Origin of the sequence: Actinophytocola xinjiangensis (assembly GCF_001921215.1) — a bacterium.
Classification (GTDB): domain Bacteria; phylum Actinomycetota; class Actinomycetes; order Mycobacteriales; family Pseudonocardiaceae; genus Actinophytocola; species Actinophytocola xinjiangensis.
In genome coordinates this window covers 1-13,208 of sequence record NZ_MSIF01000005.1, presented here as the reverse complement: position 1 = coordinate 13,208, position 13,208 = coordinate 1, and the positions used below count along the sequence as shown (strand labels likewise).

General features: G+C 70.6%; 9 protein-coding genes. 3 read left to right on the top strand and 6 right to left on the bottom strand.

The genetic code is table 11. The features are described from left to right. Positions 1 to 3 precede the first annotated feature (3 nt). Both BLA60_RS12530 and secA2 read right to left on the bottom strand, forming a co-directional pair. The gene (locus BLA60_RS12530; protein ID WP_075133033.1) at positions 4 to 1,707 is read right to left on the bottom strand and encodes an NAD+ synthase; all 1,704 of its coding nucleotides are present in this window, start codon (positions 1,705 to 1,707) and stop codon (positions 4 to 6) included. Between the two features lie 41 nt (positions 1,708 to 1,748). Then, complete coding sequence (secA2, locus tag BLA60_RS12525) at positions 1,749 to 4,094, bottom strand: accessory Sec system translocase SecA2 (RefSeq protein WP_075133032.1); 2,346 nt, start codon at positions 4,092 to 4,094, stop codon at positions 1,749 to 1,751. A 160-nt stretch (positions 4,095 to 4,254) separates the two neighbouring features. On the opposite strand from secA2, the gene BLA60_RS12520 reads away from it, so the two are divergent. Then, on the top strand, positions 4,255 to 5,808 hold the full coding sequence (locus tag BLA60_RS12520) for an alpha/beta hydrolase (protein WP_154814346.1): 1,554 nt from the start codon (positions 4,255 to 4,257) through the stop codon (positions 5,806 to 5,808). Positions 5,809 to 6,378: 570 nt separating this feature from the next. On the opposite strand, the gene BLA60_RS12515 is transcribed toward BLA60_RS12520, so the two are convergent. The 4 genes from BLA60_RS12515 to BLA60_RS12500 all read right to left on the bottom strand — a co-directional run bounded on the left by BLA60_RS12515 (position 6,379) and on the right by BLA60_RS12500 (position 10,007). Continuing rightward, the gene (locus BLA60_RS12515) at positions 6,379 to 6,768 is read right to left on the bottom strand and encodes a hypothetical protein (RefSeq protein WP_075133031.1); all 390 of its coding nucleotides are present in this window, start codon (positions 6,766 to 6,768) and stop codon (positions 6,379 to 6,381) included. Next, positions 6,768 to 8,297: an MFS transporter gene (locus BLA60_RS12510; protein ID WP_075133030.1), complete on the bottom strand. Its 1,530-nt coding sequence runs from the start codon at positions 8,295 to 8,297 to the stop codon at positions 6,768 to 6,770. Before BLA60_RS12510 ends, BLA60_RS12515 begins: the two co-directional genes overlap by 1 nt. Further along, positions 8,297 to 8,989 (bottom strand): LppX_LprAFG lipoprotein, encoded by a 693-nt coding sequence (locus BLA60_RS12505; RefSeq protein WP_075133029.1) that lies wholly within the window; start codon positions 8,987 to 8,989, stop codon positions 8,297 to 8,299. Before BLA60_RS12505 ends, BLA60_RS12510 begins: the two co-directional genes overlap by 1 nt. A gap of 70 nt (positions 8,990 to 9,059) precedes the next feature. Next, positions 9,060 to 10,007: a GlxA family transcriptional regulator gene (locus tag BLA60_RS12500; RefSeq protein WP_075133360.1), complete on the bottom strand. Its 948-nt coding sequence runs from the start codon at positions 10,005 to 10,007 to the stop codon at positions 9,060 to 9,062. Between the two features lie 105 nt (positions 10,008 to 10,112). Between BLA60_RS12500 and BLA60_RS12495 the strand changes: the two genes are divergently transcribed. Continuing rightward, positions 10,113 to 11,414, top strand: coding sequence for an MFS transporter (locus tag BLA60_RS12495; RefSeq protein WP_075133028.1), 1,302 nt, complete (start codon positions 10,113 to 10,115; stop codon positions 11,412 to 11,414). A gap of 23 nt (positions 11,415 to 11,437) precedes the next feature. Next, entirely contained in the window at positions 11,438 to 12,781 is a 1,344-nt protein-coding gene (gene glnA / locus BLA60_RS12490; protein WP_075133027.1) for a type I glutamate--ammonia ligase, read from the top strand. Positions 12,782 to 13,208: the final 427 nt, after the last annotated feature.

Here is a 13,208-nt window from a genome sequence, read left to right as displayed (position 1 = left end):
GCGTTACTTGCCCTCGCGCCAGGCGCTGGTGATCGGCAGCCGCCGGTCGCGGCCGAACGCCCGGAACGAGATCTTCGTGCCCGGCGGGTACTGGCGGCGCTTGTACTCGGCGGCGTCGACCATCCGCAGCACCCGGTCCACCAGCTCCGGCGCGAACCCGGCGGCCAGCAGGGCCTGGTACCCGAGGTCGCCCTCGACGTAGTCGTCCAGCACCTGGTCGAGCAGCTCGTAGTCGGGCAGCGAGTCGGTGTCCAGCTGGTCGGGCCGCAGCTCCGCCGAGGGCGGCTTGGTGATCGACGCCTCCGGGATCGGCGCGTCGCCCTGGGCGTTGCGCCACCGCGCCAGCTCCCACACCAGCGTCTTGGGCACGTCCTTGATCGGCGCGAACCCGCCGACCGCGTCCCCGTAGATCGTCGAGTAGCCCACCGCCAGCTCGGTCTTGTTGCCGGTCGCCAGCACCAGGTGCCCGTGCTGGTTGGACAGGCCCATCAGCGTCACGCCCCGGCAGCGGGCCTGCACGTTCTCCTCGGCCAGCCCCGTCAGCCCCAGCTGCCCGGTGAACACCGACACCATCTCGGCGATCGGCTGCACCTCGTAGTGCAGCCCGGTGCGTTGCGCCAGGTCCAGCGCGTCGGAGCGGGAGTGGTCCGAGGAATACACCGACGGCATCGACACCCCGTGCACGTTGCCCGCGCCGATCGCGTCGACCGCCAGCGCCGCGCACACCGCCGAGTCGATCCCGCCGGACAGGCCAAGCACGACCGACGCGAACCCGTTCTTGCGCACGTAGTCCCGCAGACCCAGCACCAGCGCCGCCCACATCTCGGCCAGCTCGTCCAGCGGCTCGCCGGCGATCGGCGCGGGCGCCGGCTCGTAGGCGGGCAGCGGCTGGTCGTCCAGGACGCGGCGGGTGACGGTGAACCCGCCGACCCGCCCGGCGGTCGTGGCCCGCCGCGCGGTGGTCTCCAGGTCCACCACCATCAGGTGCTCGACGAACTGCGGCGCCCTGGCCAGCAGGTTCCCGGCCGCGTCGACGACCATCGAGTCGCCGTCGAAGACCAGGTCGTCCTGCCCGCCGACGAGGTTGACGTACACCAGCGGCGCCCCGGCCTCGGCGGCGCGGCGGGCCACCAGCGGCAGCCGCGCGTCGTCCTTGGCCCGCTCGTAGGGCGAGGCGTTGGGGGAGACCACCAGGTCGACGCCGGCCTCGCCGAGCGCGGCGATCGGCCCGCCCTCCTGCCAGATGTCCTCGCAGATCACCAGGCCGACGTCCACGCCGTGCACCCGCACGATGTCCAGGGTGTCGCCGGGGACGAAGTTGCGCCGCTCGTCGAAGACCCCGTAGTTGGGCAGGTGGTGCTTGTACTGGGTGGCGACGACCTTCCCGCCGTGCAGCACGGCGACCGCGTTGCGCGGCCCGGCCTCGTCCCGGTCCAGGTGGCCGACGACGACCGCGAGGTCCCCGCAGCCCTGGTCGCCGAGCCGCCCGGCCAGCTCACCGAGCGCCTCCCGCGAGGCCCGGGCGAACGACTCGCGCGGCGCGAGGTCCTCGACGGGGTAGCCGGTGAGCACCATCTCCGGCAGGACCACGACGTGCGCGCCGGCCTCGCGGGCCTGTCGGGCCTGGTCGAGGACGAGCCCCGCGTTACCCGCGAGATCCCCGACGGTGGCGTTGACCTGCGCCAAGGCGATGCGTAGCTGAGCCATACGGCCATCCTCGCATGTTTTCGCCTCCCAGGCGAAAAAGGCTATCGGCGGGCACCGCCACGCACGTTCTTGATCATCGCGCGGACCCGCTGGAGTGCCTGCTCGGCGTCGGTGTCGAACGGGTTGTCGTGCACCATGTACGTCCAGGTCGACGACGGCCGGCGCAGCCCGGCGGCCTCCAACGCGGCCCCGTCCTCGGTGATCTCGACCGTCGCGAACGTCTCGGCGGCGCGCTCGGCGATCTCGTCGGGGATCTGCCGGAACACCGGGATGGCGGTGCGGTGGAACTCGTCGATCGGCGTTTCCTTGGCCAGCGCCCGCAGGTGGATGGTTTCGCGGACGTCGGCGAGGAACGCCAGGTGCTCGGTCCAGCGCTCGTCGACGTGGTAGAGCATGACCTGGCGCGCCGCGCGTTCCAGCACGTCCTCGGACCACTCCTCCGACAGCTCCGACCACCGGTCGGCGCACAGCGCGGCCAGTTCGGTGGCGGCCAGGTCGGTGGTGAGCAGCTCGTCGCGGTGTTCGAGCAGCACCTTGCGCTGGTGCTCGATCAGCCGCGTGTAGCGCCAGGTGTTGCGGTGGATCTCCAGCTGGACACCTTCGGACACCTTCTGCGCGTGGTCGACGAACCGCGTGGTGGTCGGGTCGGTGAGCTTGCCGTCGTCGTCGGGTTCGGCGCCGGCGGTGGCGTCCGGCGCGTACTGCACGACCTGCTCGTCGGCCAGCGAGGCGAACATGACCGAGCCGCCGGGGTCGCCCTGACGTCCGGCGCGCCCGCGCAGCTGGTCGTCCAGCCGCGAGGACTGGTAGCGGCCGGTGCCGATGACCAGCAGCCCGCCGAGTTCGGCGACCTTGTCGTGGTCGGCGCCGTCGCGGCCGCCGAGACGGATGTCGGTGCCGCGGCCGGCCATCTGGGTGGACACGGTGACCGCGCCGTAGGCGCCGGCGTCGGCGACGATCGCGGCTTCCTCGGCGTCGTTCTTGGCGTTGAGCACCACGCACGGCACGTCGGCCTCGGCGAGCATCTTGGCCAGCCGCTCGGACTCGGCGACGTCGCGGGTGCCGATGAGGATCGGCCGGTTGGTCTCGTGGGTGGAGGCGATCTCGGCGACGATCGCCTCCTCCTTGGCCTCGACGGTGTCGTAGAGACGGTCGGGGTCGTCCTCGCGCACGCACGGCGTGTTCGGCGGGATCACCGCGACCCGCAGCTCGTAGAACTCCCGCAGCTGCTCGGCGACGGCCACCGCGGTGCCGGTCATCCCGCACACCCGGGGGTAGCGGCCGATGAGGCCCTGCACGCTGATCGAGTCGAGGACCTCGCCGCTCTCGGTGGGCCGCAGCCGCTCCTTGGCCTCGACGGCGGCCTGCAAACCGTCGGGCCAGCGCTGGCGCAGCGCGATCCGGCCCCGGGAGCTGTTGATCAGGTGGACCTTGCCGTCGCGGACGATGTAATCGACGTCACGTTCGAGCAGGGCGTGCGCGTGCAGCGCGGCGTTGACCGCGGCCAGCCGGTCGCTGTGCTCGCCGGAGTACAGGTCGATGTCGCCGAGGGCCTTTTCGACGGCTTTCGCGCCGCGTGAGGTGAGCCACGCGTTGCGGCCGTCCTCGTCGCGTTGGTAGTGGGCGCCGGGCCGCAGCGAGCGGACGATCTTGGCGACCTCGGGGTCGGTCTCGGCCTCGGCCGACGAGCCGGCCAGCACCAGCGGCACCTTGGCCTCGTCGATGAGCACCGAGTCGGCCTCGTCGACCAGCACCACGCCCGGTTCGCGGCCGACCATGTCGTCGACGTCGGTGCACAGCCGGTCACGCAGGACGTCGAACCCGATCTCGCTGACCGAGCCGTAGGTGACGTCCTTGCGGTAGGCGGCGCGGCGTTCCTCGGGGGTGGAGGTCTGGGCGACCCAGCCGACGGACACGCCGAGCAGCTCGTAGATGGGGCCCATCCATTCGGCGTCGCGCCGGGCCAGGTAGTCGTTGACGGACATGACGTGCACGGCCTTGCCGCGCAGCGCGTACCCGGCGGCGGCCAGCGCCCCGGCGAGCGTCTTGCCCTCACCGGTGGCCATCTGCACGATGTGCCCGGCGAGCAGCTCCATCACGCCGAGCAGCTGCACGTCGTAGGGCCGTTCGTCGAGCGAGCGGCGGGCGGCCTCGCGCCCCAGCGCACACAGCTCGGCCAGCGTTTTCTCGTCGTAGTCCTCGCCGGTGACCTTCTCCCGCAGTCGCGTGGCGGCCTCGGTCAGCTCCTCGTCGGGGAGCTTCTCGAGTTTCGTCTCGCGCCAGTCGATGCTTTTCAGCAGCTCCTGGTACTTGGAGATGTCGACGGTGGCCGGACGATCCAGGAGCCGGCTGAACCGGTCCTTGACCCGCCGCAAGAACGCCGCCACCGACGCTCACCTCCTCGCTCGCTCACACAACCGCCCTGCACGGTAACGGTGCGGGGCGTCGAGTGGTTCCTGGCCAACCAACACAGCCTATTCACGTTCCGATGGCAGGATCGGCCGTGTGACCCGTTCTCTGCCTCGCCGGCTGTCGCTGTCGGCCATCATGCTCGCTCTCGTGGCGTCCGGCTGCACCTCACGTGTCGGTGAGGACGCCGAACGGGAGCTGCCCTACGAGCAGAGCGCGGGCCCGGCCGGTGAGGTTCCCCCGGAGCTGGAGGAGTTCTATGCCCAGACCCTGACCTGGGAGAAGTGCGCCGACTACGCGACCGGCGAGTTCGACTCGCAGCCGCTGGCGGACCCGGCGGTGGAGTGCACCCGCCTGTCGGTGCCGCTGGACTACGCCGACCCGTCGGGCGAGACGATCCGGATCGGTGTGCTGCGCCGGTCGGCCGGTGACGAGTCGGAACGCATCGGTTCGCTGATGGTCAACCCCGGTGGTCCTGGCGTGGCGGGCCTGTCGACGGCGGCGTCGCTGGCGGCGGAGAACGAGGACCTGGCCGACCGTTTCGACTTCGTCGGCTTCGATCCGCGCGGGGTCGGGTCCAGCGAGCCCACGATCAGCTGTGTGACCGGGGAGGAACGCGACGCCGACCGCGCGGACGACTCGGAGCTGGACGCGTCCCCGGCGGGGGTGGCGCGCGCCGAGCAGGAGAACCGCGACTACGCGGCGAACTGCGAGCAGCGCACCGAGTTCGGCAGCGACATGCTGGCCAACCTGGGCACGAGGGACGTCGTGAAGGACATGGACGTGCTGCGCTCGGCCCTGGGCGACGAGAAGCTGAACTATGTCGGTTTCTCCTACGGAACCCGCATCGGCAGCACCTACGCGGAGACGTTCCCCGACAGTGTTCGGGCGATGGTCCTCGACGGTGCGGTGGATCCGAACAAGGACCCGGTGGAGGAGGTGGTGGCCCAGGGCAAGGGCTTCCAGGAGGCTTTCGACGACTTCGTCACGTGGTGCCTGGACCAGCAGGACTGCCCCTTCACCTCGGCGAGTTCGGCGAACGCGGACTACCAGTCCCTGGTTCGCCCCCTGGCCGAGTCCCCGATCGATGTGGGCGACGGTCGCCCCCTGTCCTACGAGGACGCCACGACCGGAACCGTCCAGGCTCTCTATTCGGAGCAGCTGTGGGACCACCTGCAAACGGGCCTGAACGAACTCCGGCAACACCGGGGCGACACCCTCATGATGCTCGCCGACCTGTACCTCGAACGATCGACGGATGGTGAGTACACGACCACCCAGGACGCGTTCGTCGCCATCCGCTGCGTCGACGACCCCCGGGTGACCGACCCCGCGAAGGTCGCCGAGGTCAACGAGCGCTACAAGGCCGCCGCCCCCTTCCTCGACGACGGCAACCCCCCGTCGACGGCCCGCGACAGCTGCGCCTTCTGGCCGGTCCCCAACACCGGCCAACCCCACCTGCCCCAGGTGGAGGGCGTCCCCCCGATCCTGGTCATCTCCACCACCGGCGACCCCGCGACCCCCTACCAGGCCGGCGTCTCCCTGGCCAAGGCCCTCAACGGCGCCCTCCTGACCTTCGAGGCGACCCAGCACACCGTCTTCCTCCAGGGCAACCCCTGCGTGGACGAAGCCGGCACCGACTACCTGACCGACGGCACCCTCCCCAGCGAAGGCACCCGCTGCCAACCCTGACCCACGGCCCCCGAGGTTTCGCCACAGCCGGGCTCCGGCGCCACCGGCACCGCGCTGAGCCCCGGCGTCGCCGGCACCGTGTTGGGTCTGGTGTTGCCGGAACCGTTGGGCCCTGCGTCGCCGGCACTGTTTCGGCACTGTGTTGGGCCCTGCGTCGCCGGCACCGTTCCGGCGCCGTGCTGGCCCCCGTGCCGTCGGCTTCGCTCGCGTCACCTTCCTGAGCCCCGCGCGGTTGGCCCCGCTCCCGCCATTTTGCGGCCTTCGCGCCGTCTGCCAGCGCCCGCCACTCGGGCCCCACGCCGCTCGCCCCACCTTCCCGACTCCCCGCACCGCCGACACCGCTCACCTCACCCCGCACCAGGGGGAGGCCCGGAACGTGGGCCCGATCCGGCCCCAGACCTGGTCACCGCCTCGCATCAGCGCACACAGACAGTTGCGAAGGCAAATCTCCACCCCACTCCTCACCCCGCGGGAAAGGGGATCCCTTGCGTCAAGGGTAGTCGCGACCCCCGACGGACCAGGCTCACGCGAGGGAGTTGTCCACAGGCTTCGGCACGCGAACGGTTCGGTTCAGCGTAGGCGAGAACGTGCCGTGACCAGCGCGAACACCGCCGCCGCGGCCACCGCGACCGCGACCGCGGTCAGCAGTTCCTGGCCCCGGTCGAGGAACACCCCGTGCCAGACGAACCACGCGTGCATCGCCCCGAGCGCGACCGTCAACCCCATCAGCACGCCGGCCAGGGACACCGCGCGCCGGCGTCCGGCGGGCGTCCCGGCCCGCACCCCGATGACCGCCAGCGTCACCATCACGGCCGCGGCCAGGGCGTACCCGTACCAGCCGAAACGTGCTATGTCGACGAACATCACCATGCCGTGCCGGGCGCCGGTCGCGTTGGGCCGGATCAGCAGGCCGGTGATCGGGGTGGCCAGGCCGCCGGCCACCAGCAGCGCGGTGACCATCAGTCCTTCGTGCGCCGGCCGGTCACGAACACCGCGAGGATCGCGCCCGCGACGCAGACGAACGCCGTGATCAGGAACATCTCGTTGTACTGGGTGAGCAGCGCGTCGTTCACCGCCGCCCGGTACGCCTCGACCTCGCGTTCCACCTGCTCTGGCGACTTGCCGAACGGCAGCGGCGTATTCAGGTCAGCTGTCATGGTGTGGAAGCGGTGCAGGCCCCAGGCCGCCAGACCCGCCACACCGATCAGCATTCCGGTCATTCGGGCGACCACCACGCCAGCGGCGGCGACACCGTGCTGCTCGGTTGGCACGACGCGCAGCGCGGCGGACGACAGCGGGGCGATCACGAGGCCCAACCCGAGGCCGGTCACCACCAGGTCCACGTCAAGGCGCGGCAGCGCGACGAAACCGAGGTCGTGCCGGGCGGCCAGCACGTCGACCGGCCACCCGGAGATCAGCAGGAACCCGACGGCCGCCACCAGCATGCCGATCACCGCCGGCAACCGGTCGCCGAACCGGGCGGCCAGCCAGCCACCGGCCAGCGCCCCGATCGGGAGCGCGACCAGGAACCGGACCAGCAGCAGCACGCTGCCGGTGTCGTCGCGGCCGAGCAGGGTCTGGGCGAACAGGTCGACGTTGACCAGCGTCACCATCAGTGCCGCGCCGGCGGCGAGGCTTGCACCGAGCGTGGCAAGAAACGGTCGCAGTGACACGCCTCGGGTGTCGATCAGCTTGGTCCGCGCGCGCCGCTCCCACAGCACGAAGCACACCAGCGCGACGGCCGCCGCGATCAGCAGCGGCACCCCCCACGGCGGCAGAACCCGTTCGCGCGGTTCCGGGTTGTACAGCCCGATCACCGCCAGCCCGAGCACGACGGTCAGCAGCGCGGCCCCGACGACGTCGACCGACGCCCGGGTGGCCGAGCGCACCGACGGCACGGTGAAGTGCACCGCGATCATCGCCAGCACCGCGAGCGGCACGTTCACCCAGAACACCCCGCGCCACCCGGCGACCGCCGCGATCGCGATCCCGTACAGCGGTCCGAGGACCGAGCCCAGTTCCTGCGCGGCGCCGACCGCGCCGAGCACAGCCGAGCGCTTGTGGGTCGCCCACAGATCGGCGACCAGTGCCATGGTCACCGGCAACAACGCGCCGCTGGCGACACCCTGGATCACCCGGCCGATCACCAGCACGACCAGGTCGTCGGCGATCGCGGTGACCACCGAGCCGGCGATGAAGCCGACGAGGCACACCTGCAGCAGTGCCTTGCGCCCGAACCGGTCGGACGCCTGTCCGAGCAGCGGCATCGCGGCGACGTAGCCCAGCAGGTAACCGGTCACGATCGGGGTAACCCGTTCGAGTCGGTTCACCGGGATCTGGAGGTCGTCGATGATCTGCCGCAGGACGCTGACGACGACGTAGGTGTCCAGTGCGCCCAGCAGCACGGCCAGCCCGCCGGCGCTGATCGCGATCGCGCGTCCCCTGCCGGCGGGGGTGATGGTCTCCTGGGTGGTCTCCGCGGCCGTCATCAGGCCGGCGGCGTGATGTCGACCTGCTTGCCGACGTCGGACAACGTCACGTCGACGCTCGGGTCGCCGTCGGCCGGCACCGCGACGCTGGCCTTCACCGGCCGGTGGTCGCCGTCCTGGAGCACCCAGAACGTGATCTCGACGTCCGAGTCGATCCCCGGGACCAGGCTGGAGACGACGTCACGCGCCACCTTGCCCTTCACCCGATAGGTGGACTCACCATCGATGTCCTCGGTGCCCTCCGTGGCCGGGTCCTGCACGTTGGAGAGCACGTTCGCCACCCCGCGCTCCGGGTCGAGGATCGCGCCGGGGTCGTAGAGGTTGGCGACCATCGACGCCGGCAGCTCCTGGTGGTCGCCGGTCGGCCCCTTGATCCACACCTTGTCGTCGACCAGCACGAACTCACCCTCGAACAGCTGCCCGAGCAGGTTCATCGACACCGTGCCCTGCGCGGCGCCGCCGTCGCCCTCGCGGGTCAGGTCACCCTCGGCCGAGCGCACGTCCAGGCCGGGGACCTCACCGTTGACCGTCAGCGTGAAGTGCGCCGCCTCGATCTTCGCCGTGGTCGCCGCCGCGTCCTTGAGCAGCCCGGCCCCGTCCGGCAGATCGCCGGCCGGTTCGTCGGAGGAGGAGCAGGCGGTGGCTGCCACGGCCGTACACGCGAGCACGGCGAGCAGGATCCGGCGCATCATGCCGGAATCGTAGAACCGCGTACCTGAGAGCGATGCCCGGTCCGAGAAAACGGTCGAGCGGCGGGACGGCTCAGCCGGCGCGGAAGGTCCGGCGGTAGGCCAGCGGCGATACACCGTGTGCCGCCCGCATGTGCTGACGCAGCGACGCGCCGGTGCCCAGCCCGGCCCGGCCGGCGACGTCGTCGACGGCGAGATCGGTCGATTCGAGCAGGTGCATGGCGTGCCGCACCCGCTGCTGGACCAGCCACGTGCCGGGGGACAGGCCGGTCTCGGCGCGGAAGCGCCGGGAGAACGTGCGCACGCTCATCCTCGCGTGTCTGGCCAGCGTGGCCAGGTCGAGCGGGCGGTCGAGGTGGCGCAGCGCCCACGCCCTGGTCGGCGCCGTGCCGTCGGTGCCGCCGTCGGGTACGTGCCGGTCGATGAACTGTGACTGGCCGCCCTCGCGCCACGGCGGCACCACGCAGTAGCGAGCGGCCCGGTTGGCCACCTCGGCGCCGTGGTCGCGCCGCACGACGTGCAGGCACAGGTCGACGCCGGCGCCCAGCCCCGCCGAGGTCAGTACCTCTCCGTCATCGACGAACAACACGTTCTCGTCGAGCAACACGTTCGGGTACAGCTGCCGGAAGGTGTAGGCGTGCGCCCAGTGGGTCGTCGCCGGCCGTCCGTCGAGCAGTCCGGCCGCTGCCAGCACGAACGCCCCCGTGCAGATCGACATGATCCGCGCTGATGAGGGGATGGTGGCGAACGCTTCCGCGACGCGTGAGGGCAGTTCACCGCTCTGCCGGGGCCCGGCCAGCTGGGTCCCCGGCACGATCACGGTGTCCGCCTCGGCCAGGACCTCGGCCCCGAAGTCAGGCACGATCGCGTACTCGGACTGAACCCGAACGGGGGACGTGTCGAGTCCGCACACCCGCACCCGGTACCGGTCGCCGCCGGCCGATCCGAAGATCTGCGACGGGATGGCCAGGTCGTAGCCGTTCACCGGGTCCAGGGCGAGGACCACGACCTCGTGCGTCACCGGCACACCTCCGTCGCACGTCGAACTCGGGACTGGCCAGATCCTTTCACATATTGGCGATCAGGCCACTCGTCAGGCCGGAGCGTCTCGCACAGGCTTGTCGCCGTGACGCGGACCGAGCCGGGACAACGGCCTGAACAGCGACTTCTCCGACTGCACTGGGCGTGGTGGGTCGCCATCGCGGCGTTCGTCACCCTCATCGGGGCCGCCGGTTTCCGCGCGGTGCCCAGCGTGCTGATCGACCCGCTGCACGAGGAGTTCGGCTGGTCGCGGGCCACGATCTCGGCCGCGGTGTCGATCAACCTGGTGCTCTTCGGCCTGATCAGCCCCTTCGCCGCCGCCCTGATGGACACCTTCGGCATGCGCCGGGTGGTCGCCGGCGCCCTGGTCCTGGTGGCCGCCGGCAGCGGCCTCACGGTCGTCATGACCGAGAGCTGGCAACTGCTGCTGTGCTGGGGAGTGCTCGTCGGCGTCGGCACCGGTTCGATGTCCATGGCCTTCGTCGCGACGGTCACCAGCCGCTGGTTCGTCCGCCACCGGGGCCTGGTCAGCGGCCTGCTCACGGCCGCGGGCGCCACCGGCCAACTGGTCTTCCTGCCCCTGGTCGCCAGCCTCGCCACCGACCACGGCTGGCGCACGCCGTCGCTGGTCGTCGCGATCGCCGCCCTGGCCGTCGTCCCGCTGGTCCTCACCCTGCTGCGCGACCACCCCGCCGACGTCGGCACCACCGCCTACGGCGCGCCCGTGCCCACCTCGACCGCAACTGTCATGCCATCCGGCAACAGCGTCCTGCGCGCGGTCAACGTGCTCAGGGCCGCCGCCCGAACCAGGACGTTCTGGCTGCTCGCCGGGGGTTTCGCGATCTGTGGCGCGTCCACCAGCGGCCTGGTCGGCACGCACTTCGTCTCCGCCGCGCACGACCACGGGATGCCGCACACCACGGCCGCGTCGCTGCTCGCGCTGATCGGCATCTTCGACATCGCCGGCACGGTCCTGTCCGGCTGGCTGACCGACCGGGTCGACCCGCGCCTGCTGCTCGGCGCCTACTACACGCTGCGCGGCCTGTCCCTGCTGGTCCTGCCGTCGCTGTTCGCGCCGGGGACCGAGCCGAGCATGTGGGTGTTCATCGTCTTCTACGGCCTGGACTGGATCGCAACCGTGCCGCCGACCGTGGCACTGTGCCGTGACCGGTTCGGGGAGTCCGGCCCGGTCGTGTTCGGCTGGGTGTTCGCCTCCCACCAGGTCGGCGCGGCGGTCGCGGCGCTGGGCGCGGGGGCGATCCGCGACCTGGAAGGCAGCTACGACCTGGCCTGGTGGTTCGCCGGGGGCCTCTGCGTGGTCGCGGCCCTGCTGTCGCTCGCCGTTCGCCCGATCCGTGATCCTGCGCCGGTCGAAACACGGCGTTAACACGATCTACCTAGGCTGCGGACATGGATCGTCAGCAGGAGTTCGTGCTCCGCACCCTCGAGGAGCGGGACATCCGCTTCGTGCGGCTCTGGTTCACCGACGTGCTCGGTTTCCTCAAGTCGGTGGCCGTGGCGCCGGCGGAGCTGGAGGGCGCGTTCGCCGAGGGCATCGGCTTCGACGGCTCGGCGATCGAGGGCTTCGCGCGGGTGTCCGAGTCGGACATGGTGGCCCGCCCCGACCCGGCGACCTTCCAGGTCCTGCCGTGGGAGAACCCCGACGGTCATCACTACGCGGCCCGGATGTTCTGCGACATCGCGATGCCCGACGGTTCCCCGTCCTGGGCCGATCCCCGGCACGTGCTGCGCCGCTCGCTGGCCAGGGCGAGCGAGGCCGGCTTCACCTGCTACGTGCATCCGGAAATAGAGTTCTTCCTGCTCAGCGAGCTGTTCGAGGACGGCCGCGAGCCGATCCCGGCGGACAACGGCGGGTACTTCGACCAGGCGAGCCACGCCACGGCGACGCACTTCCGCCGGCACGCCATCGAGACGCTGGAGGCCATGGGCATCTCGGTGGAGTTCAGCCACCACGAGGGCGCGCCCGGCCAACAGGAGATCGACCTGCGCTACGCCGACGCGCTCACCATGGCCGACAACGTGATGACCTTTCGGTACGTGGTCAAGGAAGTCGCGATCACCGAGGGCGTCCGGGCCTCGTTCATGCCCAAGCCGTTCTCGCTGCAACCCGGGTCGGGCATGCACACCCACGTGAGCCTGTTCGAGGGAGACCGGAACGCGTTCTACGACAGCGAGGACCCCTACGAGCTGTCCAAGACCGGCAAGGCGTTCGTCGCCGGGCTGCTGCGTCACGCCCGGGAGATCTCGGCGGTGACCAATCAGTGGGTCAACTCGTACAAACGCCTGATAGCGGGGGGTGAGGCGCCGTCGGCGGTGTGCTGGGGACACGCCAACCGGTCGGCGCTCGTGCGGGTGCCGATGTACTCGCCGGGCAAGGCGTCCTCGCGCCGGGTGGAGATCCGCAGCCTGGACTCGGCCTGTAACCCGTACCTGGCGTACGCGGTGATCCTGGCGGCTGGGCTCAAGGGTGTGCAGGAGAACTACGAGCTGCCGCCGGCGGCCGAGGACGACGTGTGGTCGCTGACCGACTCGGAGCGTCGCGCGGCCGGGTACAAGCTCCTGCCGCAGAACCTGGGGGAGGCGCTCGCCGAGATGGAGAACTCCGAACTGCTCGCCGAGACGCTCGGCGAGCACGTCTTCGACTTCTTCCTCCGGAACAAGCGCAACGAGTGGGACGCCTATCGGCGCTCGGTGACCCCCTACGAGCTCCGCACGCTGCTCCCGTTGCTCTGACCGCGCGCAGAAAACCGCCTCTGACCAGCCGATTTGACTTTGTACGTGCAGAGTCGCTAACTTTCTCCTCGTCGCACAGAGCGGCGGACGGGCCCGGAACTAGCGAGCCAGACCCGGACGACGCGGACACCGCAAGCCAGTGATACACTTCAGTGGCTAGCAGCGAGCTGGGCCGAGCGAGTTGACATCGCGAAGCGGACCAGGTACAGTCTGCGACGCAGGGAAACCGGTTCTCCTCCCAAGTGAGACTGACTTCAGTCTTCCAAGTAGGGAGTGACGGATCCCAACCAAGCAGTAAACCAACTAGCGTCTCTCGATTGATTCGCTTCGCGGCGGGTCATGGTAGATGAGCGTGTGTTGTTTGAGAACTCAACAGTGTGCCGATAAATGCTAGTGAGCTTGTGCCTGGCCTTTTGGACAGGTTAAT